The organism is Nocardia sp. NPDC059691 (genome assembly GCF_042733915.1).
In the GTDB taxonomy this organism is placed as follows: Bacteria; Actinomycetota; Actinomycetes; order Mycobacteriales; family Mycobacteriaceae; genus Nocardia; species Nocardia sichangensis.
Genome location: NZ_JBHWFB010000025.1, coordinates 1 through 21773 on the forward strand (window position 1 = coordinate 1; position 21773 = coordinate 21773).

Genomic DNA, 21773 nt, shown 5'->3' on the forward strand with positions numbered 1-21773 from the left:
GTTCGCGGCCCCTTCATGGCTCGCGTCCGAGCGACCGCCGCTTGCTCCTTCGTCGCGGACGCGACGGCCACTCGGACGCGAGCCGGGCCGCGAACGGCGCATGCTCGGTCTCGCTTCGCTCGAAACCGGTGGTTGAGCTGGTGTGGTTGCGTGCGCGAGTAACCGTCTGAGTTTGCCGATGCCGCCGCGAGATGGTCGTGGTTGTCGGGTGCGCCAGGCGAATGCGTACCCGGTCCTGCGCCGAGGGGGGCGGTGCTATTTCGGCAGCGCCGGGACGATCGCTTCGCCGATGGTCGCGAGGCGATCGCAGGGGTTCTGGTCCGCGGTCTTGTTGACCAGGGTCAGTTGCAGCAGGCCCTGCCGGGCGGGGAAGAGTACGTCGCACATTTGGTCTTTGGCGGCGTCGTCCACGCGGAACTGGCGTCCGGTGCGTCCGGCGATGGTGACGTCCTGGAAGTCGACATTGCCCGGCTTCCGCTCGAACTCGGCCACGGACATGTTGTTGGAGAACACGCCGAGGGTGAAGTCGGCGCCCTTCCATCCGCAGATCTCCCAACCGGGCTGCTTCACCCCGCCGACGCCGACCTGCTTGCTCGCCGGGTCGAGTCCGGCGCTCGTCAGCGCGGCGTCGGGGATGCCGGTGCAGGGATCGAACAGCTGGGTGGCCGTGCCCGCGGCGCTCGCGGTCTGCGTGGTGGTCGTCGCGGGGGACCCGCCGGACTCGTCGCCGCAGGCGGCCAGTCCTAACGCGAGTGCGATCGCCAAGGGAACCAACGTAATTCGGTGCGCCATCCAGCCCTCTTGCCATCCGGTTTGTCGCGCCGGACTGTATCAGAGTCGGGCCGCGAGGTTTCGCGGCGGGCGAAGGTGGGTAGGACACAACGAGTCTCGGCATTCGTTCGCGGATGCCGGTTTTGTCGCGCTCGTAACTCTTCGTTGCCAGTGTGTTTAGAAGTCCGCACAGTGTCCGTTTTGCCCGATTCTCGCGTTGACGACGGGTAGGCCGTGTGACAGTTTCCCCTTGATTTCCGCGTGCTCGCTGTGGAGCAGGCGCGGCGGCTGATCGGAGGAGCAGAGGGTGGTGCGGTCACCTGGACGACCGGAGAATTCCGGCGGCACACCGGTTGTCCCCCTCCGCATTTCCGATGGTGAACGCCAGGTGTCCGGCAGCGGAATTGTGCGCCCGCGAACCATCCGCGGGCAGCTGGCCCGCATCCTGGTGGTGTCGCTCGTGCTGGTGCTCGCGCTGTTGGGCACGCTGGTGGCGCGCGAAGTGGACGCGTACCGGAAGAGCCGGGACACAGTCGCCGCGGTGACGCTCGCGCTGGCGGTGCAGGACCTGGTGCACGAGACGCAGCGCGAGCGCGGCCTGACCAATGGCCTGCTCGGCGGCGACCAGCGCTTGCGCCAGCCGGTCGACGACCAGCGCGGTGCGGTCGACCGCGCCTTGCGCGCCCTGCGGCAGGCGGTGGCGGACGGTCCGCCCGGCGCGGAGCGGGTGCGGGAGGCCGCCCGGCCGCTGGCCGATCTGGACGCGACCCGATCCACGATCGACCAGCGGCGAGAACCCCGGCAGGCGGCGTTCCAGTACTACACCGACGCGATCGACGCCCTGAACCACCTGTCCCTCGGTCTGGATCAGGCCGCCGACCCGGTGGTCCGGCACGGGCTGCAAGCGCTGTACGCGCTGGGTGAGGCGAAGGAGCAGACGGCTCGCGAGCGCGGCTTCCTCAACGGCGTCTTCGCCGCGGATGCCTTCGGGCCGGGCGAGTACGTGCAATTCCTCGACATCCGCGCGGCCAAACTGGCCGGACTGGCCGCGTTCGCCCGCGACGCGACCGGCGCTCAGCAGGCGCGCTTGGACGCCGTGCTGGACGGCGCGGACGCGGACGCGGCCGCGGAGTCGGAGAACGTCGCGATCGCCGCGGGCGGCGGACCGCTGGCGCGCCCGGTCGATCCGATCGCCTGGTGGACCAGGATGACCGCGGTCATCGACGAGCAGCGCACCGTGCAGCAGACGGTCGGCGCCGACGTGCGGCAGCGGGCAGAGGTGTTGCGCGGCGACGCCGCGCTGGCCCTCGGCGCGTTCGTGCTCGCCGCGCTGGCGGCGATCGCGCTGGAGGTGGCGCTGGTCGTCGCCGCGGTGCGCGCGATCGTCCGGCCGCTGGCCACGCTGGCCGCGGACGCCGACGACGTATCCGGTCGGCGGCTGCCCGACGTGATCTCGGCCTGGCGCACCGGCGACGACACCCGGCCGCCCGACCCGCCCGCCCCGGTGCGACCACCGCCGGGGGCGGGCGTCGAGATCGTCGCCGTGGCCCGAGCGCTGGATCGGGTGCAGTCCACCGCCTTCGACCTCGCGTCGGAGCAGGCGCTGGTGCGCCGCAACACCACCGAGTCGATGGTCAGCCTGGCCCGCCGCAACCAGAACCTCGTGCGCCGCCAGCTCGGCCTGATCAGCGAATTCGAACGCGAGGAGCTCGATCCCAAGGCGCTGTCGAACCTCTTCGAGCTCGACCATCTCGCCACCCGCATGCGCCGCAACGCCGAAAGCCTGCTCGTGCTGGTCGGCGAGGCGAGCCCGCGCCGCTGGGCCGAGCCGATCCCGCTGAGCGACGTGATCCGCGCGGGCCTGTCCGAGGTCGACGACTACCGCAGGGTGGTGCTGCGCCGGATGGACGACGTGCTCATCGCCGGCGCGGCGGCCAGCGAACTCGCGCACATACTCGCGGAGCTGATCGAGAACGGGCTGGCGTTCTCCCCACCGGATGTCGAGGTGGAGATCTACGGGCGCGCCGGGCCCAACGGGTACCTGCTCGCGGTGGTCGACCACGGCGTCGGCATGCCCGCCGACCAATTGGCCCAGGCCAACGCACGATTGCGCGGCGAACAGGACTTCGTCGTCGCACCGACCCGCCACCTCGGCCACTACGTGGTCGGCAGGCTCGCCGAGCGGCTCGGCATCACGGTCGAACTGAGCGTCTCGCCGGTGAGCGGCATCGTCGCGCGCCTGACGCTGCCGCCCGGCATGGTCGAGACCGAGCCGGATCGGCGCGACGATCCCGCCACCTCCCACACCGCCACGGTGGGCGATACCGCTGGGTCTCCGAGCGGTTCGAGGCCACAATCGCGCGCTACCGCTACCGCTACCGCTACGACCGCCGACGGCCCACCGGCGCACGCGGTGAACGCCGGGTCGTCGCCCTACACGCAGTTCGTTTCCGCACGGACCGAGCCGACAGCGAGCGCCGGTCTCATCGAATCCCGCCGCGCACAAGAGCCATCCGGCCCGGCGCCGAGCGAACCCGCGGCGCGGCACACCAAGAACGGCTTGGTGAAACGGAACAAGAAGGCCCGCGCTGCCGCCACCGGCGCGCGGCCCGACGCGCCGCCCCGCATGGAGCCCGCCCCCGCGGTCGAGCGCTCACCCGAGGAGATCCGCAGCATGCTGTCCTCCTTCCGGACGGGACATCAGCGTGGCGCGCCCGCACGGCACGCCGCCGCGCGGGACGACCGCGTCCGCGCCGCCGACGCGGCGCCCGAATTCCAGCCCGCCGCGACCATGGCAGAGGAGATCCGGTGACCACCCACATATCGAGCGCCGACCCGCACACGTTCAATTGGATGCTGGCCAACTTCGTTCGCGAGACCGACGGTGTGCGCGAGGCGGTCGCGGTGTCCTCGGACGGCCTGCTCATCGCCATGTCCGAAGGATTGGACCGCGCCTCCGCCGACCGGCTCGCCGCCATGGTGTCCGGGCTGGTCGGGCTGGCCCGCAGCGCCTCGCGCAGCTACTCCTTCGACGGCCTGAAACTGATCATGATCGAGATGAGGCGCGGGTTCCTGCTCGTCTCCGCCATGGGCGACGGCAGCTGTCTCGGCGTGATCGCCGACAGCGGTTGCGACGTCGGTCTGGTCGGCTACGAGATGGCGGTGCTCGCCGACCGCGCTGGTGCGCTGCTCGATCCCGCGCTCATCGCCGAACTGCGTGAGTCGCTGCGGCGATGAGACACGAATTCGCCTCCGGCGAGGACCGATTCGTGCGGCCCTTCGTGGTCACCGCGGGACGCACCAGGCCGCTGCTGGACGGACTGCGCATCGAGACGTTGGTGCGGGCCGAGCCCGCAGCGCTGTCCGCGCCGCTGCGTTTCGAGCAGCGCACCCTCGTGCGGTTGTGCCAGCGGCCGCACTCCATCGCCGAGATCGGCGCCGCGCTCGGCGTGCCGGTCGGGGTCGCCAAGGTCGTGGTCAGCGACCTGGCCGCCACCGGACACGTGACCGTGCGCTCGGCCGACCAGCTCACCGCCGCCGCCATCGAGAGGATCAGGGACCTTGTCCGGGCACTCTGACATGCGAACGCCTACCATGCCGTCCTCGGTGAAAATCGTGGTCAGCGGTGGTTTCGGCGTCGGGAAGACGACATTCATCGGAGCCATCTCCGAAATCGAGCCGCTGGTGACCGAGGCGGCGATGACCGAGATGGCCGTCGGCGTGGACGACGCGGGGCATCGGGCCGACAAGACGCAGACCACGGTCGCCCTCGACTTCGGGCGCATCACCCTGGACAGCTCGCTGCTGCTGTACCTGTTCGGCACGCCGGGCCAGGACCGTTTCGTCTTCCTGTGGGACGACCTGGTCGACGGTGCGCTCGGCGCGGTGATCGTGGTGGACACCGGCCGCGTCGACGACTGCTATCCGGTACTGGACTATTTCGAGGCACGCGGCACGCCGTTCGTCATCGCGGTCAACCGCTTCGACGGCAGCACGCGTTTCGACCTCGACGAGGTCCGCGAGGCGCTCGAACTGGAGGATTGGATCCCGGTGCTGGAATGCGATGCCAGGCAGCGCGATTCGGTCAAGGAGGTGCTGGTCTCGCTACTCGAACAGGTCCTGTTGCACCGGACGGATCACCTGACCGCAAGGGACGCGGGCTGAGAATCGCCGCGAGATTGCGCCGCGACCGATGAATTCGCCGCGCGTGCGTCGTCCGTACTGTTGCCCGGCCCTGACGAACAGAAGGAGCATCATCATGAGCAACGGCGCGGACCTCGGCCTCACCCACATCGGCGTGCTGGTCGGTGACCAGGACAAGGCCTTGGAGTTCTATCGCGACGTGATCGGTCTGGAAGTGCGTGCGGACCTGCCGTTCGCCGGTGGGCGCTGGCTGACCGTCGGGCCGGCGAAGCAGCCGGGCATCGAGTTCATTCTGGAGACCCCCGAGATGGTGCCGGACGAGGCGGCCGCCGCGGCGGCGCGGGCCCGGCTGGCCAACGGGGCGCAGGGCACGTTGATCTTCACCACCGATGCCGTGGACGCCACGTTCGCCCGGCTGCGCGACGCCGGGGTGGAGGTGACGCAGGAGCCGATCTCGCAGCCGTACGGCGTCCGCGACTGCGGGTTCCGTGACCCGTGGGGCAACCACCTGCGCTTCTCCGAACTCCCCGGCTGAGCCGGGCGCGGCCGGTGTGGGCCGCGTCGCATTTCCCGGCGGGCCGGAGGACAATACTGTCTGATCATGGGTGAAACGACGAGCGAGACCCAACAGGACGCCATCCGGCCGCTGCGCGACGACATCCGGTTCCTCGGTGGCGTGCTCGGCGACACCATTCGCGACCACGAGGGGCCGGAGGTCTTCGACCTCATCGAGCGCGTGCGCATCGAAGCGTTCCGGGTGCGCCGCGAGGAGGTCGGGCGCAGCGCCGTCGCGGAGATGCTCGACGGAGTGGACATCGCGGTGGCCCTTCCGCTCATCCGCGCGTTCAGCTACTTCGTGCTGCTGGCCAATCTGGCCGAGGACATCCAGCGCGACCGCCGCCGCGCCGCGCACGAGACTGCGGGCGAACCGCCGCAGGACTCGTCACTGGCGGCAACCTACCGCAAGCTGGACGCGGCGGCGCTGGACGGAACCCGGGTCGCGGATCTGCTGGCTGACGCGCTGGTGTCGCCGGTGATCACCGCGCACCCGACCGAGACGCGCCGCCGCACCGTCTTCGACGCGCAGGCCCGGATCACCGAGCTGATGCGCCTGCGCCAGCGCTACGCCGAGAACGAGCGCGAGCGCGCCGACCTCGAGCGGCGGATCCGCCGCCAGGTGTTGAGCCTGTGGCGCACCGCGCTGATCCGCTTGGCGCGCTTGCGCATCCAGGACGAGATCTCGGTGGGTCTGCGCTACTACGACCTGACCCTGTTCGACGTGATCCCGGCGATCAACGCGGAGGTGCGCGCCGCGCTGCGCTCGCGCTGGCCCGGCGTCGAGCTGCTGCCGCGCCCGATGCTGCGTCCCGGTTCGTGGATCGGCGGCGACCGCGACGGCAACCCGTACGTCACCGCCGAGGTGGTGCGGCAGGCCGCCTCCCGCGCCGCGGGCGTCGCGTTCGAGCGCTACCTGCGCGATCTGGTGGAACTGGAGAAGACGCTGTCGTTGTCGGCCCGGTTGGTCGCCGTGACGCCCGAGGTCGCCGCGCTCGCCGAGACCGGGTACCCCGATCCGGCGACGCACGCCGACGAGCCGTATCGCCGTGCGCTGCACCACGTCCGGGCCCGGCTGACCGCCACCGCGCTGGCGGCGCTCGAGCAGGTGCCGCCGAACGGCCTCGATGCCGGGGCGCGGCCCTACCCGACTCCGCAGGCCGTCCTGGACGACTTGGACGCGATCGACGCCTCGCTGCGGCGCAGTGGCGACGGCCTGCTCGCCGACGATCGCCTCGCCACGTTGCGCCACGCCCTGGAGACGTTCGGCTTCCATTTGCAGAGCCTGGACATGCGCCAGAACTCGGAGGTGCACGAGCAGGTCGTCGCCGAACTGCTGGCCTGGGCCGGGGTGCACTCCGACTACGCGAGCCTGCCGGAGTCGCGCCGGGTGGAACTGCTCGCCGCCGAGCTGCGCACTCGCCGCCCGCTGCTCGGTCCGCACGCCCGGCTGAGCGAACTGGCCGTCAAGGAACTCGGCATCGTCCGCGCCGCCCGCGACGTGGTGGACACGCTCGGCGCGGCGGCGGTGCCGAACTACATCATCAGCATGTGCACGTCGGTCAGTGACCTGCTCGAAGCCGCCCTGCTACTGAAGGAGGGCGGTCTGCTCGACCCGGGGGAGCCGGACGGGCCGCCGAGTTGCCCGGTGGGCATCGTCCCGCTGTTCGAGACCATCGAGGACCTCGGCGCTGGTGCGGCCACGCTGTCGGCGGCGCTGGAGGTGCCGGTCTATCGCGAGCTGGTGGCCGCGCAGGGCATGCGTCAAGAAGTGATGCTCGGCTACTCCGACTCCAACAAGGACGGCGGGTATCTGGCCGCCAACTGGGCGCTGTACCGGGCGGAGCTGGATCTGGTCGAGGTCGCCCGCAAGACCGGCATCCGGTTGCGGCTGTTCCACGGCCGCGGCGGCACGGTCGGTCGCGGCGGCGGCCGCAGCTACGACGCGATCCTCGCCCAGCCGGCCGGAGCGGTGCGCGGCTCGCTGCGGCTCACCGAGCAGGGCGAGGTGATCGCCGCGAAATACGCCGAACCCGGTGCGGCGCATCGCAATCTGGAGTCGCTGATCGCGGGCACCCTGGAGTCGACGCTGCTGGACGTGGAGGGTCTCGGCGCCGACGCCGAGCCGTCCTACGGCATCATGGACGACCTGGCGGCCCGCGCCCGAGCCGCGTACGCGCGGCTGGTGCACGAGACACCCGGATTCGTCGAGTACTTCCGGCAGTCCACGCCGGTCGCCGAGGTGGGCGATCTGAACATCGGCAGCAGGCCTGCCTCGCGCAAGCCGACGAATTCGGTCGCGGACCTGCGCGCCATCCCGTGGGTGATGTCGTGGAGTCAGGCGCGGGTGATGCTGCCGGGGTGGTACGGCACCGGTGCCGCGCTGGAGGAGTGGATCGGCGGCGACCCGGAACGTCTGGCGACCTTGGCGGATCTGTATCGCCGCTGGCCGTTCTTCCGCACGGTGCTGTCCAATCTGGCGCAGGTGATGGCCAAGAGCGATCTGGACATCGCCGCCCGCTACGCGGAACTCGTGGACGACGTGGCGTTGCGGGAGCAGATCTTCGGCATGATCCGCGACGAACACGCCCGGACCGTCCGCATGCACGCCGCGATCACCGGCAACGATCACCTGCTGGCCGACAACCCGTCGCTGGCCGAGTCGATCCACAACCGCTTCCCCTACCTGGAACCACTGAACCAGATGCAGGTGGAGCTGCTGCGCCGCCTCCGGGCCGGGGACGACTCCGAACTGGTGAAACGCGGCATCCTGCTGACGATGAACGGCCTGGCCACCGCCCTGCGCAACTCGGGATAGCAGCCGAAGGGCCCGCGTCCGGTAGGAAGGACGTCGTGTCGATCGACGAAGCAGCCGTGGCGGCGCTGGCGGACCGCCGGATCGGTCCCGAGCACAAGGGCATGCCACCCGCGTTCTGGGGGCGGACCGTGCGCGAACTCCGCGCTGCCGCACCGGCGCTCGATCAGCTGGAGACGCCGGTGCTCACGGTCGATCGCGCGGCCCTCGCGGAGAACATCACGGTCATGGCCGAGTGGGTGCGCGCGGCAGGCGTTCGGCTGGCGCCGCACGGCAAGACGACGATGGCGCCGCAGGTGTGGGCCGATCAGCTGGCCGCGGGCTCATGGGGCATCACCCTCGCCACCATCTGGCAGACGCAGGTGGCGCGGTCCTTCGGTGTCGCGCGGGTGCTGCTGGCCAACGCGCTGGTTGACCCGGTCGGATTGCGGTGGGTCGCGGCGGAATCGGCGCGCGATCCGTCTTTCGAGTTCTACTGCTGGGCCGACAGCGCCGAAACGGTCGCTTTGATGGACGCGCACCTGCGCACCGCCCCCGAGTCGGCGCGGATCCGGGTGCTGGTGGAACTCGGCGGCCCGCACGGCAGAACCGGCGCACGCACGGTGGAGCAGGCGCACGCCGTAGCTCGGGCGATCGCCGGCGCGTCCCGGCTGACGCTCGCCGGGGTGGGCGGTTACGAGGGCGCGCTCGCACACGACCGCACCCCGACCGGCATCCGCGCGGTGCGCGACTACCTCGGGGAACTCGCCCGGCTGCACCGGGAACTCGACGCGGCGGGGCGGTATCACGGTCCGGCCGTCGTCACCGCCGGTGGGAGCGCCTATCCCGAGCTGGCGCTCGAGTACCTCGCCCCGCTGTCCGACGAGCGGGGCAGGCAAGGTGTCGCGACGACGGTCGTGCTGCGCTCGGGCGCGTATGTCATCCACGATGACGGCTTCTACGCGAGCATGTCGCCACTGGCGGCTCCCGAGTGCGCGCGGCCGCTGCGCTCGGCGATGCACGGCTGGGCACGCGCACTCTCGCGCCCGGAGCCCGGCCTCGCATTGCTCGACGCGGGCAAACGTGATCTGCCTTTCGACGAGGGGATGCCGGTTCCGCAGCGCGTCGCGGGACTGCGGGGCGGTGCGCTCGACTCGGACGCGACGGTCTCCGCGCTCAACGACCAGCACGCCTTCCTCCGGTTACCGGGCGGCGCCGCCACCGAGTTGCCCATCGGGGCGGTCGTTCGGCTCGGTCTGTCGCACCCGTGCACGGCTTTCGACAAATGGCGGCTGATCCCGGTGATCGATGACGCCGACGCGCCCTCGCCGCGAGTGGTGGATCTCCTGCACACGTTCTTCTGACGGTGGCGGCGGGCTTCGGCCGCGACGCCCGGCGCTAGTCGTTCGAAGCGATCAGCGCGCGCACCAACCGGTCCAGCACCGGACGCGGATCGAAATCCGGCGTCGGATCGACCAATTGGTGCAGGATGATGCCCTCGAGCTGGCCGACCAGGATCTGCGTCGTCGCCCGGTCCCCGCCGACGTTCGCCAGCAGGCTCGCGGCCCATTCGGTCAGCCTGCGGTGGCCGCCCCGCACGGTCTCGCGCAGCGCGGGCGAGGTCCGCGCTTCTTGGAACAGCGCGTAGCGCGCCAATGTCCGTGCGCGGTCGGTCCGCACCGCGTGGACGACGAAGGCGGCCGTGCCGTCGACGAGTTCCTCGATGGTGGCGGGGGCGGGTCGCCGGTTGAGCGCCTCCCAATCCGCGTAGTCGCGAGCTTCGAGGCGCTCGGCGATGCCGGTCAGCAGCGCCGCACGGGTGCGGAAGTAGTTGGACGCCGATCCGGCGGGCATGCCCGCGACCTCGTCCACCGCGCGGTGGGTGAGCGCTCGGATCCCGCGGGACCCGAGCAGCTCGATCGCCGCGTCCAAGACGAGTTCGCGCTTACCGGACATTCCTCGATACTACAACGGTAGTGATACCGGTTACAGTCCGGCGCGCGACACTACATACGTAGTAATGTTCCGGGAAGCCGAGTGGTCCGTAGAAAGGGGAAACGATGCCCGAGGTGGTCATCGTGGGCGGTGGCATCGGTGGTCTGGCGACCGCGGTCGCCTTCCTCCGGCAGGGCCTGCGCGTCGAAGTGCTCGAGCGGAGTGCCGAGATCACCGAGGTCGGGGCGGGGTTGTCCTTGTGGCCCAACGCCCTGCGTGCTCTCGATGTACTCGGCCTGGGCGACGCGGTGCGGGCACGGGCCGTCGAGGAGGGCGCTGCGGGTATTCGCGACCGCACCGGGCGGTGGCTGACCAGGATCGACGCCGAGAAGCTCCGGGCGGCGTACGGCAGCCCGATCATGCTGCACCGCGCCGATCTGGTGGACATTCTGCGGTCGGCCATCCCGGCGGAGGCGCTGCGCACCGGTGTCACCGTGGCCGAGGCGAGGGTGGACGGCACGGTGGTGCACTCGGTCGGGACGTCCAGCGGAGACTTCGTCGTCGGCGCCGACGGCATCCGCAGTGTGGTGCGCCGCGCCGTCTGCGGCGAGATTCGGCCCCGCTACGGCGGATACACCGCATGGCGTCTGGTCGTCACGCCGCACCAGCCGGTCACCGATATGGGCGAAAGCTGGGGGCGCGGTGAGCGTTTCGGGTACGCGCCGCTCGCGGACGGCCGGGTCTACTGCTTCGCCACCGCGAGCATGCCCGCGGGCACGGCGAGCGGCGGGCTCGCCGAGTTGCGCGCGCGGTTCGGCGGCTGGCACGAGCCGATTCCCGCCCTGCTCGCCGCGGCCGGGGACGCCGAGGTACTGCGGCACGATCTCTACGACCTGCCCGCGCTGAAAACTTTTGTGGCAGGACGGATCGCGCTCGTCGGCGACGCCGCGCACGCGATGATGCCCAACCTCGGGCAAGGCGCCTGCCAGGCGCTGGAGGACGCCGTGGTGCTGGCCAGGGTCGTGACCCGCGACGGTGACCTGACCGCCTACGACCGGGAACGCGGGCCGCGTACCCGGATGATCGCGTCTCGCTCGCGCCGGATCGGCGCGGTGGCGCAACTGTCGTTCCCGCCCGGCGTCGCGCTGCGGAACGCCTTGCTGCGGGCGATCCCCGATTCGGTGCAACTCAGGTCGTTCGCGCCGGTCCTGGATTGGCGCTGCTAGCTCGCTACGATCCGAAGTCGCGTACCGCGCGCTCGCAGCGGGCGGCCTGGGCGCGGAGCGCGTCGAGGAGTTCCGGTGGGCCGGTGAGCACGGTGAAGTCGAGATCGACCGAGGTGATCATCCAGACCAGCTGTTCGGGCGTCTCGCTGCCGACGTGCAGGCGGCAGCTGTGCTCGTCGACGGCTTCCACGACGCCCGCACCGGGCCAGACGCGCCCGGCGGCGTCGTCGGCCGATCGGTGCAGCAGCACCGTCGCCTGATATGGCCACGAGTGGGCCGACAGCCGCATCGAAAGATATGCCACGACATCGCCTTCCGGCGGCTCCCGGGGCGTGAAGCGCGGCCCGGTCGGAATCCGCGGGGTCATCCGGTCCACCCGGAAGGTGCGCCAGTCGGCGCGGTCGACATCCCAGGCGACCAGGTACCAATGCCTGCTGAAGTGCACGAGGGTGTGCGGCTCGACGGTGCGCGGGCCGAGCGCGCCGTTGTGCGCGCGGTAGTCGAACCGGAGCCGTTCGTGGCGCTGGCACGTTTCGGCGATGGCCATGAGCGTGTCCGGATCGACCTGCGGCGCCGGTGCGCCGACGCGCACGGTGGCGCCGCGCAGGGTGCGGATCCGGTGCCGCAAGCGCGGCGGGAGCACCTGCTCCAGTTTGGTCAGCGCGCGCAGCGATGCCTCTTCGAGCCCGGTCACGGTGCCGCCGCGCAGCCCCACCGCCACCGCGACCGCTTCGTCGTCGTCGAGCAGCAGCGGCGGCAGCGCTGTCCCCGCGCCTAGCCGGTAGCCCGCGGCGCCGCGGGCGGCATGGATCGGGTAGCCCAGCTCGCGCAGCCGGTCGACGTCGCGGCGAAGGGTGCGGCCGGTGACGCCGAGCCGTTCGGCCAGTTCGGCGCCCGTCCGGTCCGGACGGGTCTGCAGCAAAGTCAGCAGGGCGAGCAGGCGGGCCGACGTTTCCAGCATGACGCCAGCATGCCCGGAAGTTAGGAACGCTCCCGTCCTAAGCGCTTCCTACCGTGGCCGATATGACTACCGAACCGGACATTCGCCCCTTCCGCATCGCCATCCCGCAGGAGCGGATCGACGATCTGCACCGGCGCCTCGCAGGCACGTCGTGGCCGAGCGACCTGCCCGGCGCCGGATGGGACAAGGGCATGCGAGTGTCCTACCTGCGACCGCTGGCCGAGTACTGGCGTACCGAATTCGATTGGCGCGCAGTGGAAGCGGAGCTGAACGAGCTGCCGCAGTTCGTCACCGACATCGAGGGGCGGCAGGTGCACTTCTTGCACCTGCGCTCTCCGGAGCCGAATGCCATGCCGCTGGTGCTCGGGCACGGCTGGCCCGCGTCGTTCGTCGAGTTCCTGGAGTTGCTCGGACCGCTGAGCGATCCGCGCGCACACGGCGGCGACCCGGCCGACGCGTTCCACGTGGTTGTGCCCTCGCTGCCGGGTTTCGCGTTCTCCACGGTGGCCCCGGACCCGGGCGCGGGCTCGACCGAGCGGTTCGCGGAGGTGGTCGCGGCACTCATGGCGCGTCTGGGCTACCACCGCTACGGCGTGCAGGGCGGCGACGCGGGGTACTTCGTCGCCGCCCAGCTGGGCCATATCGACTCCGAGCATTTGGTAGGCCTGCACGTGAACGGCCCGATCACGATTCCGTCCTGGGACGGCGACGCCGAAAACTCCGGCAGCCCGGACGAATACGTGGCTCAGGCGGAATGGTCCGCGGCGGATCAGGCGAAGCTGGACACGATGACCGGTCCGGACAGCTACGCCCGCTACGACTACGCGACCGTGCAGGCGAACCGTCCGCAGACGCTCGCGATCGGCCTCCAGGACTCACCCGCCGGGCTGCTGGCTTGGATCGCCGACCTGTTCCGGCAGTACACCGACCCGGCGATCGAGCTGCCCGACGACGCGGTGGGCCGGGACGCGCTGCTGACCAACGTCAGCCTGTACTGGTTCACCGGAACCTTCGCCTCCTCGCTGCGGCTCTACAGCGAATCCGCGGTCTGGGGCGCGCCGACGCGGAAGTCCGATGTGCCGACCGCGGCGGCGATCTTCCCCGGCGACATGTCCGTCCGCAAACTCGCCGAAGACGCGCACAACATCGTCCGGTGGACCGAGTTCGACCGCGGCGGGCATTTCGCGGCGATGGAGGCGCCGGATCTGCTGATCGCGGACGTGCGCGAGTTCTTTCGCACGCTGCGCTGATCCGGCCCACTCGTCCACAGAGCTGACCGGGCCGGACATCACCCGGCGGCCGCGCACGGCCGGTGAGTGGTCCATCCGCCGATGGACCTCGGCGGATCCGCTTGTTTCGCCGGGCTTTCCCGGGCCGAATGTCGGTACGGCGGCACGCTCGAGACCCGGATCATCCGTCGTGCCGGAGTGTCGCTTCGAAGGCGACGCGGTGGGCGCTGGTGTAGGCGTGCTCCCGTTCGGACCAGGCGATGCGGGAGGCGATCTGCTCGGGGCTGGTGTCGCGATGGCCGGGTTCGGTCAGCTGTGCTGTCCACCAGTGGGCGTTGCGAATCTGGCGGTCGAGCATCGCGTCGACGACGTGGGCTCGCTCTGCGGTGGTGAGGCCGTAGGCGTCGGCGAGGATTCGCACCTGGGCTGCTTGGGCGGGGGCGGGTGGTGCGTCGGGCTTCGAGGAGACGCACCACGTCCAGGCCAGATACCCGAAGTCTTCGAGCGGATCGCCGGGGGCGGCGGTGTCGAAATCGATGAAGGCGACCGGTCGGGCGTTCCGGAAGACGGTGTTGTTGGGGCCGGGGTCGTGGTGGCAGACGACCGGTCGGCCTGCCGTGAGGCCGCTGTCGCGGGTCGCGTCGTGGAGCGAACGGAGCAGGGCCCCTGCTGCGGCGACCTGGGTGTCCGTCCAGCGCTGGAACCTGGCGGGCACCCATCCGGGCAGGTAGGTGAAGGTATCGCGGCCGGTGTCGTCGAGTCCGAGATAACGCGGTGCGCTGGCGAAACGGACTTGCTCGAGGTGCGTGAGCAGCTCGGCGACGAAGGCCGACGAGGCGGTGGTTGGTCGTCGCACCGTGTCGCCGACGCGGACCACGCCGGGGGTGATTCGTCCTCCGGTCAGGGGGACTTCAGCATCAGGTGGCATAGGAACTACTTCCCGGAGTAGCGCGCGTGCATGGCGGCTGCGGTCGCCGCGAGTCGCGCGCGCAACTGCGGTGGGTCGAGAACCTCGACGTGCTCGCCGAGCGGCAGCAGGCCGTGGGCGAGCACGTCGTAGGACTCCGACGGAACCACCACCTCGACCCAGCCTTCGGCATCGGGCGGTCCCGCCGAGGCCAGTGCCTCCGCGACCGCCGCCGGATCGTTCGTCAGCCGCAGCAGGCGCAGGTGGGTGGCGGCGATCCGGCAGCGCGCCCGCACGCGCAGCATCGAGCGCGCGAATTCGTCGGCGGCCTCGGACCAATGTGTGCGCAGATCGAATTGTGCTGGGCGGGAGAAGGTTTCGCCGGTCGGCTCGGCGGCGAGTATCCGGCCGACCCGGTACGAGCGCGGTGTGGACCCGCTGCGCGCCACCAGATACCAGGTGCCCGCCTTGAGCACCAGACCGAGCGGGTCGAGCAGGCGCTCGACCACCTTGTCGTTGCGGCGGTAGCGCACCCGCAGCCTGCGGTCGTGCCAGAGCGCGTCGGCGATCGTCGCGAGCATCGGCGTCTCGTCCGGCCGGTGGAACCAGCCCGGCGCGTCGACGAGCACCCGCTCGGCGATGCGCGTCGCCCGCCCGCGCAGTTCCGGCGGCAGCGCGGCGAGCACCTTCAACTGCGCGGTGGCCAGCACGGTCCCGAGCCCGAGATCGGCGGCGGCGCCGGGCAGACCGGTCAGCAGCACCGCGTCGGCTTCGTCGGTGGTGAGGCCGGTGAGCCGGGTGCGGTAGCCGTCGACCAGCCGCACGCCGCCGGCCCGGCCCGGCTCGCTGTAGACCGGGACACCGGCCGCCGAGAGTGCCTCGACGTCGCGGTAGACGGTGCGCACCGACACCTCCAGTTCCCTGGCCAGTTCGGGCGCCGTGAGCCTGCCCCGCGTCTGCAACAGCAAGAGCAGCTGCACCAGTCGACTCGCCCGCACGTAGGCGACACTAGCCGGAAACCGGACAGGAGATGGCAAGTATTCGCCGTACCGTCGCCGGTATGACCACTTGGAGCCGGTTCACCGAAGAAGCGCCGCACATCGCCGAGATCTTCCTGCGCAGGCACCGCGCGGCGGGCAATCTCTGCATGCTCGGCACCATCCGTTCCGACGGATATCCACGGATCAGTCCGATCGAGCCGCGCGTCTTCGATGAACTCCTGGTGATCGCGGGGATGCCGGGCACGACCAAGTTCCGCGATCTGGCGCGCGATCCGCGCTTCTGCCTGCACACCGCCACGGTGGACACGAACGTGTCCGACGGCGACGCCAAACTCTTCGGCACGGTCGTCGAGCTTCCAGACCGCGACGTGCACGTTCGCTTCGCTCAGCACCTGTTCGACGAGACCGGTTTCGACATCAGGGGCCAACAGTTCGACCACTTCTACGTCGCCGATCTCACCGGCGCGTCGACAGTGGAGGTCGCGGGCGACCACCTCGACATCACCATCTGGAAGCCGGGCGAAGGCGAACGCGTGGTGCGCAAGCACTGACCCGGCGCCGCCGCCTCACTCCGGTCCCGTCAACTGGGCGGCGATCGGGCTCGGGACCGGGACACCGCGACGGCGCAGGTCTTCCAGGAATCGGCGGACGAGAGGATCGCCCGGGGTGGCGGTGAGGCAGACGACCTCGCGCACCAAGGGCGGACGCAGGCTGCGGACGGCGCCGGAGAACGTGGCCGTCAGCGCGCTGGTCGGCACGAGTGCGGTGCCGAGTCCGGCGGCGGCCAGCTGGGCGGCGGTGGTGGCCTGCCGGGTCCGGGTGGACGCGGTCAGCGCCACGCCCCTGCCTGCCGCGATTTCGTCGAGCCAGGCGCCGAGACCGTTGTCGGAGTGGTAGTGCACCACCGGTCGCGCGGCGATGTCGGCGAAAGTGACCGTGGCCGTGGGCTCTCCGGCTGCCTGCGGCGATACCGCGACGATCTCCTCGGTTCCGATCACCACGAGGTGGCCCTCCCAGCGGGACGGCCGCGGCCCGAGGGCGAGGTCGGCCGTCCCGGCGGACACCATCTCGGCCATGGCGTCCGCGCTGGACAACTCGGCCAGGACGAGGTGTACCTCGGGGCGGCGGCGGTGCCAGGCGCGCAGCACAGGCGCGAGCAGGCTCGCGGACATGCTGTCCGCGCAAGCGATCCGCAGCTGTCCTCGCGCGCCCGCGGCGACGGCGCGGCCTGCCGTGACCACCCGTTCGGCGGCGGCCACGGCGGCACGCGCGTCCGCGGCGATCGCGCGGCCCGCCGCGGTGGCCCGCACACCGCGCGGCAGCCGCTCCAGCACCGGCGTGCCGAGTTCGCGTTCCAGCGCGGCGATCTGATGCGACAGCGCGGGCTGCGACAGATGCAGCCGGCCGGCGGCTTCGGTCACCGATCCGGAGTCCAGCACGGCGACCAGGCACTCCAGCGCGCGCAAAGTAGGCATTCGAGAATTTTATGGCAAAGCGAGAAAATATCGATCTCACGACGGGATGGCCGATGGTCTCCCTGCTTGTTCCTTCTCGGTGGGGGCGACTACCGAGGAGGCAACTCATGACAGGCACGATGCATGGCAAGAAACTCGTCATCGTCGGCGGCGCGTCGGGCATCGCGCGACAGATCGCGCGAGACGGCGCCGCCGAGGGCGCGGACGTGGTGCTCGCGGGCCGGGACGAGAATGCCGTCGCCGCCGCGCGGCGGCAGGTGGCGGCCGAGACACGTGGTCGCGCGGCGATCCATGCCCTGCGCATCGATCTCGGCGACGAGGACTCCGTCGTCCGGGCGGCCGAGGAAATCGGTGAACTGGACTATCTGGTGTCAGTGGCGGCGGCGCACGCGAACGGTCCCGTGGCCGAGCTGGACCGCGCGGCGGTCGTGCGGTCCTTCGACGCGAAGGTGATCGGCCCGATCCTGCTCGGCAAGCACTTCGCCGCCCGGATCAGGCCGGGCGGTGCACTGCTGCTGTTCTCCGGGGTCGCCGCATGGCGGCCGGCGCCGGGCCGGACGGTGATGGCCGCGACCAACGGCGCGGTGCGTTTTCTCGCCGAGGCGCTGGCGGTCGAGCTGGCGCCGGTCCGGGTGAACGCGCTGTCGCCGGGCATCGTCGACTCGGGCGCCTGGGACGGTCTGGGCGAGCGGAAAGAGCAATTCTTCGAGGAGGTGGCGGCTCGCAATCCGGCGCGCCGGGTCGGAAGCACCGCCGACATCTCCGCCGCGGCGCTGTCGGCACTGACCAATCCGTTCATGACCGGGACGACCCTCCACGTCGATGGCGGTGGCCGCCTGGCGTGAGCGCGGGCCGTCAATCGCTCCGGCGTGGTTGCCCACCGAGTTCGGCGCGCCGACGCGCCAGGAAACTGCGCTCGGCGGCGTTCTCGGTGCGGGCGATGGCGGCGTCGTAGGCGGCGGTGGCCTCCTCGGTGCGGCCGAGCCGGGTCAACAGGTCGGCGCGGATGGCATGGAACAGGTGGTACCCCGCCAGGGGCAGGGCGTCCACCTGTGTCAAGGCCGTTGCCGGACCGTGTATTTCGGCGACCGCGACCGCGCGATTGAGCGCGACGATCGGACTCGGCGTGAGTGCGGCGAGCTGGTCGTAGAGCCGCAGGATCTGGGTCCAGTCGGTGGCCGCGGCGGTGGCCGCGTCGGCATGCACGGCGTTGATCGCCGCCTGCAGCTGGTACTGCCCCGGCCGGTTGCGGCGCAGGCACTGCCGGACGAGTGCGTGTCCTTCGGCGACGAGGTCGCGGTCCCACCGGCTGCGATCCTGCTCCGCGAGCGGGACGAGAGAGCCGTCGGCACCCGTGCGGGCGGCCCGGCGGGACTCGCTCAGCAGCATCAACGCGAGCAGTCCGGTCACCTCGGGCTCGTCCGGCATCAGCCCTGCCAGCAAGCGCCCGAGGCGGATCGCCTCGGCGCAGAGGTCGGCCCGGACCAGCCGCGCGCCGGAGGAGGCGGTGTGCCCCTCGGTGAAGATCAGATACACGACGGCGAGTACCGCGCGCAGCCGGGCGGGCAGCTCGGCGTCGGCGGGCACCCGGTAGGGAATGCGGGCATCCCGGATCTTGCCTTTGGCGCGCACCAAGCGTTGCGCCATGGTCGCTTCCGAGACCAGGAAGGCGTGGGCGATCTCGGCGGTGCCCAACCCGCCGAGCAGCCGGAGGGTCAGTGCCACCCGCGCCTGCTGCGCGAGGGCGGGGTGGCAGCAGGTGAAGATCAACCGGAGGCGGTCGTCGCGCACGGCGCTCACGGGCTCCAACGGTTCGTCCTCGGCATGCAGGAGTGCGGCCTGCGCGTGCCGGTCCGCCCGGCAGGCGTCGCGGCGCAGGCGGTCGATCGCCCGGTTGCGCGCGGTGGTGATGATCCAGCCGGGCGGGCTCGGCGGGACACCGTCGGCGGGCCAGCGCTGGACGGCGGCGGCGAACGCGTCCTGCACCGCGTCCTCGGCGACGCCGATGTCTCCTAACACGCGGATCAAGCTCGCCACCGCACGGCCGTAGTGCTCGGCGAACACCGCTTCGATCACCGAGCCGGTCACGGCCTCGCTCATCTATTCGTCTCGGATCGGACGGACTTCGATGGGCAGAGCGACGACGGCGGCGAGCCTGCGGCCCCACTCCAGAGCCTCGTCGAGATCGGCGGCGCGGATGACGGTGAACCCGCCGATGTGCTCCTTACCCTCGACATACGGGCCGTCGGTGATCAGTATGTCGTCGCCTTCGGCGCGCAGCACGGTGGCGGTGCTCGGCGCGTGCAGGCCCGCCGCGAACACCCAGGCTCCCGCCGCCCGCATCTCGTCGTTCAGCGCCGCGAGATCGCGCATGATCTCGTCCAGATTGTCCGGCGCGCCTTCGTCGGGCTGGTAGATGCAGAGCAGATAGTTTTTCATTCCGTCGTCCTCCCTCACGCACGCCGGTAGGTGGTGATGACGACACCGGTGCCGGTCACCACGGTGTCGACCGACCGCAGGCCGACCGGCCCCACGCCGTCGAACAGGCGGCGACCGGTGCCGAGCACCAGCGGGTGGGTCAGCAATAGGTACTCGTCCACGAGATCGTGACGCATCAGAGAGCGCAACAGGTCACCGCTGCCGAGTACCACCAGGTTCCGGTCCGGCTGCCGCCGCTGTATTCCGGGCACCGCCGTCGCCGCGTCGCCGCCGAGCCAGGTCGAATTCTGCCAGGCCAGCGGCCCGCTTCCGGTGCGAGAGGCGACGATCTTCTCGGTCTTGTCCAGCGCCTCGGCCATCGGATCGCCGACCTGTCGCGGCCAGTATCCCGCGAAATCCTCGTAGGTGCGCCTGCCGAGCAGCAGCGCGCCGCGGTTGGCCGCCATATGCCTGCCCATGACCTCTGCCTGCACCGGGTCGTCGTGCCGGTGTGCCCAGCCGCCGTGGGCGAACCCGTCCCTGCTGTCCTCATCCGCCCGGCCGGGCGCCTGCATGACGCCGTCCAAGCTCAGATGCTCCACCGCGATGATCTTGCTCATCTCCGCTCCTTCCGCGACCGGCGCGGCGCCGGTCTCACCACGTACACGAACGGACGACCGGCGTATCGACAGCGAGCGCGGAATATTTTCCGCCCAATTTCCGGCACCGCGGCATCGCGCGGACTCACTTGTCAGGCAGCAGGCGTTGGATGTCGGAATAGCTGACGATGCCCGGCGCGACGGGAGCGTCGTGCCGCACGGCGCGGGCCACGTCCACCGCGGCCGACAGCGCCGCGCGGTAGAGCAGCGATCCGGTGCTGATCCGGCGGACGCCCAGGTCTGCCAGCGTCGCGATCCCGGGGCCGGTGGCCGAATAGAGGACGTTCACCGGCAGCTCGGTCGCCGCGACGATCCGCTCGACGCGGGCCGGGTCGGCCACGCCGGGCACGAACACGCCGTCGGCTCCGGCCGCGGCGTAGCGCCGCGCACGCTCGTGTGTGGAGCCGTGGTCGAGGCCGAGCCAGTAGGTGTCGACGCGGGCATTGACGAACAGCTGCGGTGTGCGGTCCTTGATCGCGCCGATCAGCGCTGCTTGGTGCCGTGGGTCGGCCAGAGCGGAACCCGCGCGGCCGTCTTCGAGGTTGATACCTGCGATCCCGCAGGCGGCGAGCTGTCCGGCGAAATCGGCGACCGCTTCGGGCCGCTCGTCGAACCCGCCCTCGATGTCGACGGTGATCGGGATGGGCAGCCGGCCCAGGCGCCGGGCGGCGTCGAAGGTCTCCGCCTTCGTGACGCCCGCACCGTCGGCGAGCCCCGCCGCGGCGGCCACGCCCAGGCTGGTGGTGCCGATCGCCGGGAATCCCTCGGTCGCCAGCAACGCCGCCGAGGCGAAATCCCAGGCGTTCGGCAGCACCAGGGGCAGGTCGCGGTGGTGCAAAGCGCGGAAGATCTCGAACTTGGTCGGCGCGGGCGCCGCCGGAGAAGACGAAGTCATGCCGCGACCGTAGCCACGGGACGTTTCGGCGCCCGCCGAAACGACGACGCGCCATGATGAGGTGATGTCCGATCGAGGAGCCGAACTGGCGGGCCTGGCCGCTCTGCTCGCCGACCGCACCCGCGCCGACATCTGCCTCGCGCTGCTGGACGGACGGGCCTGGACCGCGGGCGAACTCGCGCGCCATACCGGTGTCGCGCCGTCCACCGCGACGCAACACCTGGACCGGCTGCGCGACGGCGGGTTGGTGCTCGAGCATCGGCAAGGCAGGCACCGCTACTTGCGGCTGGCCGGGCCACGGGTCGCGGGCCTGCTCGAGGCCATGGTCGCCCATCTCGGCCCGCCCGCCGCCCCGGCGACCGGGCTGCGCACCGCGACCGCCGCTGCCGCGCTGGCCCGTGGCCGCACCTGTTACGACCATCTCGCGGGTCGGTTGGGTGTGGCGGTCACCGACGCCATGACCGCGCAGGGCCTGTTGCGCGGCGACAGCGGATTCGCGCTGACGGAGTCCGGCTCGGCGTGGCTCACCGGGCCGATGGGCGTCGACCCCGCCGCGCTGCGCGCCACGCGACGGCCGATCGTCCGTCCGTGTCTGGACTGGACCGAGCGCCGCGTTCATCTGGGCGGCGCGGCGGGCGCGCAACTCTGCCGCCGCATGATCGAGCTGGCGTGGATCAAGCGGATCGGTAGCGGGCGCGCCGTGCGCGTGACGGCGCGAGGCGAGGCCGGGCTGGCGGATACGCTGGGCATCGCGCCCGAACTACTGCGCTGACCTGCGGCGGAACAATGCGCCGTTGCTCGCGG

General features: G+C 71.1%; 22 protein-coding genes. 12 read left to right on the forward strand and 10 right to left on the reverse strand.

Annotation, left to right across the window (positions count from 1 at the left end; all coding sequences use genetic code 11):
- Positions 1 to 255: 255 nt before the first annotated feature.
- Positions 256 to 765 carry a DUF3558 domain-containing protein gene (locus ACFV2O_RS35705; protein WP_379256130.1) on the reverse strand — a complete coding sequence of 170 codons (510 nt, stop codon included), beginning with the start codon at positions 763 to 765 and terminating at the stop codon, positions 256 to 258.
- A gap of 394 nt (positions 766 to 1159) precedes the next feature.
- Here ACFV2O_RS35705 and ACFV2O_RS35710 point away from each other — a divergent pair, with 394 nt between their 5' ends.
- The 7 genes from ACFV2O_RS35710 to ACFV2O_RS35740 all read left to right on the forward strand — a co-directional run bounded on the left by ACFV2O_RS35710 (position 1160) and on the right by ACFV2O_RS35740 (position 9627).
- Positions 1160 to 3583: a nitrate- and nitrite sensing domain-containing protein gene (locus ACFV2O_RS35710; RefSeq protein WP_379256131.1), complete on the forward strand. Its 2424-nt coding sequence runs from the start codon at positions 1160 to 1162 to the stop codon at positions 3581 to 3583.
- Between the two features lie 41 nt (positions 3584 to 3624).
- Positions 3625 to 4008, forward strand: a complete 384-nt coding sequence (locus ACFV2O_RS35715) for a roadblock/LC7 domain-containing protein (protein WP_355080712.1) — start codon at positions 3625 to 3627, stop codon at positions 4006 to 4008.
- Positions 4005 to 4349 (forward strand): DUF742 domain-containing protein, encoded by a 345-nt coding sequence (locus tag ACFV2O_RS35720; RefSeq protein WP_355080657.1) that lies wholly within the window; start codon positions 4005 to 4007, stop codon positions 4347 to 4349. Before ACFV2O_RS35715 ends, ACFV2O_RS35720 begins: the two co-directional genes overlap by 4 nt.
- A gap of 37 nt (positions 4350 to 4386) precedes the next feature.
- On the forward strand, positions 4387 to 4935 hold the full coding sequence (locus ACFV2O_RS35725; RefSeq protein WP_379256207.1) for an ATP/GTP-binding protein: 549 nt from the start codon (positions 4387 to 4389) through the stop codon (positions 4933 to 4935).
- A gap of 94 nt (positions 4936 to 5029) precedes the next feature.
- Positions 5030 to 5449 (forward strand): VOC family protein, encoded by a 420-nt coding sequence (locus ACFV2O_RS35730; RefSeq protein ID WP_356968964.1) that lies wholly within the window; start codon positions 5030 to 5032, stop codon positions 5447 to 5449.
- 66 nt (positions 5450 to 5515) lie between these two features.
- Positions 5516 to 8287 (forward strand): phosphoenolpyruvate carboxylase, encoded by a 2772-nt coding sequence (gene ppc, locus ACFV2O_RS35735; RefSeq protein ID WP_379256133.1) that lies wholly within the window; start codon positions 5516 to 5518, stop codon positions 8285 to 8287.
- A gap of 35 nt (positions 8288 to 8322) precedes the next feature.
- The gene (locus ACFV2O_RS35740; protein ID WP_379256135.1) at positions 8323 to 9627 is read left to right on the forward strand and encodes an amino acid deaminase; all 1305 of its coding nucleotides are present in this window, start codon (positions 8323 to 8325) and stop codon (positions 9625 to 9627) included.
- A gap of 34 nt (positions 9628 to 9661) precedes the next feature.
- Here the strand turns inward: ACFV2O_RS35740 and ACFV2O_RS35745 are convergent, their stop codons facing one another.
- Entirely contained in the window at positions 9662 to 10219 is a 558-nt protein-coding gene (locus ACFV2O_RS35745; RefSeq protein WP_379256137.1) for a TetR/AcrR family transcriptional regulator, read from the reverse strand.
- Positions 10220 to 10323: 104 nt separating this feature from the next.
- On the opposite strand from ACFV2O_RS35745, the gene ACFV2O_RS35750 reads away from it, so the two are divergent.
- A complete protein-coding gene (locus ACFV2O_RS35750) occupies positions 10324 to 11424 on the forward strand; it encodes an FAD-dependent monooxygenase (RefSeq protein ID WP_379256138.1) in 1101 nt (366 codons plus the stop codon).
- 4 nt (positions 11425 to 11428) lie between these two features.
- Here the strand turns inward: ACFV2O_RS35750 and ACFV2O_RS35755 are convergent, their stop codons facing one another.
- Entirely contained in the window at positions 11429 to 12385 is a 957-nt protein-coding gene (locus ACFV2O_RS35755) for a helix-turn-helix transcriptional regulator (protein WP_379256139.1), read from the reverse strand.
- Positions 12386 to 12447: 62 nt separating this feature from the next.
- On the opposite strand from ACFV2O_RS35755, the gene ACFV2O_RS35760 reads away from it, so the two are divergent.
- The gene (locus ACFV2O_RS35760) at positions 12448 to 13635 is read left to right on the forward strand and encodes an epoxide hydrolase family protein (RefSeq protein ID WP_379256141.1); all 1188 of its coding nucleotides are present in this window, start codon (positions 12448 to 12450) and stop codon (positions 13633 to 13635) included.
- A 160-nt stretch (positions 13636 to 13795) separates the two neighbouring features.
- Here ACFV2O_RS35760 and ACFV2O_RS35765 read toward each other — a convergent pair whose 3' ends face one another.
- Both ACFV2O_RS35765 and ACFV2O_RS35770 read right to left on the reverse strand, forming a co-directional pair.
- The gene (locus ACFV2O_RS35765; protein WP_379256143.1) at positions 13796 to 14542 is read right to left on the reverse strand and encodes a phosphotransferase; all 747 of its coding nucleotides are present in this window, start codon (positions 14540 to 14542) and stop codon (positions 13796 to 13798) included.
- A gap of 5 nt (positions 14543 to 14547) precedes the next feature.
- Positions 14548 to 15519, reverse strand: coding sequence for a helix-turn-helix transcriptional regulator (locus ACFV2O_RS35770; RefSeq protein WP_379256144.1), 972 nt, complete (start codon positions 15517 to 15519; stop codon positions 14548 to 14550).
- Positions 15520 to 15581: 62 nt separating this feature from the next.
- Here ACFV2O_RS35770 and ACFV2O_RS35775 point away from each other — a divergent pair, with 62 nt between their 5' ends.
- A complete protein-coding gene (locus tag ACFV2O_RS35775) occupies positions 15582 to 16073 on the forward strand; it encodes a pyridoxamine 5'-phosphate oxidase family protein (RefSeq protein WP_379256145.1) in 492 nt (163 codons plus the stop codon).
- Between the two features lie 15 nt (positions 16074 to 16088).
- Here ACFV2O_RS35775 and ACFV2O_RS35780 read toward each other — a convergent pair whose 3' ends face one another.
- Positions 16089 to 16997, reverse strand: a complete 909-nt coding sequence (locus ACFV2O_RS35780; protein ID WP_379256146.1) for a LysR substrate-binding domain-containing protein — start codon at positions 16995 to 16997, stop codon at positions 16089 to 16091.
- Positions 16998 to 17104: 107 nt separating this feature from the next.
- Between ACFV2O_RS35780 and ACFV2O_RS35785 the strand changes: the two genes are divergently transcribed.
- A complete protein-coding gene (locus ACFV2O_RS35785) occupies positions 17105 to 17842 on the forward strand; it encodes an SDR family oxidoreductase (protein WP_379256147.1) in 738 nt (245 codons plus the stop codon).
- A gap of 10 nt (positions 17843 to 17852) precedes the next feature.
- On the opposite strand, the gene ACFV2O_RS35790 is transcribed toward ACFV2O_RS35785, so the two are convergent.
- The 4 genes from ACFV2O_RS35790 to ACFV2O_RS35805 all read right to left on the reverse strand — a co-directional run bounded on the left by ACFV2O_RS35790 (position 17853) and on the right by ACFV2O_RS35805 (position 20969).
- The gene (locus ACFV2O_RS35790; protein WP_379256149.1) at positions 17853 to 19097 is read right to left on the reverse strand and encodes an RNA polymerase sigma factor; all 1245 of its coding nucleotides are present in this window, start codon (positions 19095 to 19097) and stop codon (positions 17853 to 17855) included.
- The gene (locus tag ACFV2O_RS35795; protein ID WP_379256151.1) at positions 19098 to 19436 is read right to left on the reverse strand and encodes a YciI family protein; all 339 of its coding nucleotides are present in this window, start codon (positions 19434 to 19436) and stop codon (positions 19098 to 19100) included.
- A 14-nt stretch (positions 19437 to 19450) separates the two neighbouring features.
- Entirely contained in the window at positions 19451 to 20035 is a 585-nt protein-coding gene (locus ACFV2O_RS35800; protein ID WP_379256153.1) for a dihydrofolate reductase family protein, read from the reverse strand.
- Positions 20036 to 20159: 124 nt separating this feature from the next.
- Positions 20160 to 20969, reverse strand: coding sequence for an isocitrate lyase/phosphoenolpyruvate mutase family protein (locus ACFV2O_RS35805; RefSeq protein WP_356968986.1), 810 nt, complete (start codon positions 20967 to 20969; stop codon positions 20160 to 20162).
- 64 nt (positions 20970 to 21033) lie between these two features.
- Between ACFV2O_RS35805 and ACFV2O_RS35810 the strand changes: the two genes are divergently transcribed.
- The gene (locus ACFV2O_RS35810; RefSeq protein WP_379256155.1) at positions 21034 to 21741 is read left to right on the forward strand and encodes an ArsR/SmtB family transcription factor; all 708 of its coding nucleotides are present in this window, start codon (positions 21034 to 21036) and stop codon (positions 21739 to 21741) included.
- Positions 21742 to 21773: the final 32 nt, after the last annotated feature.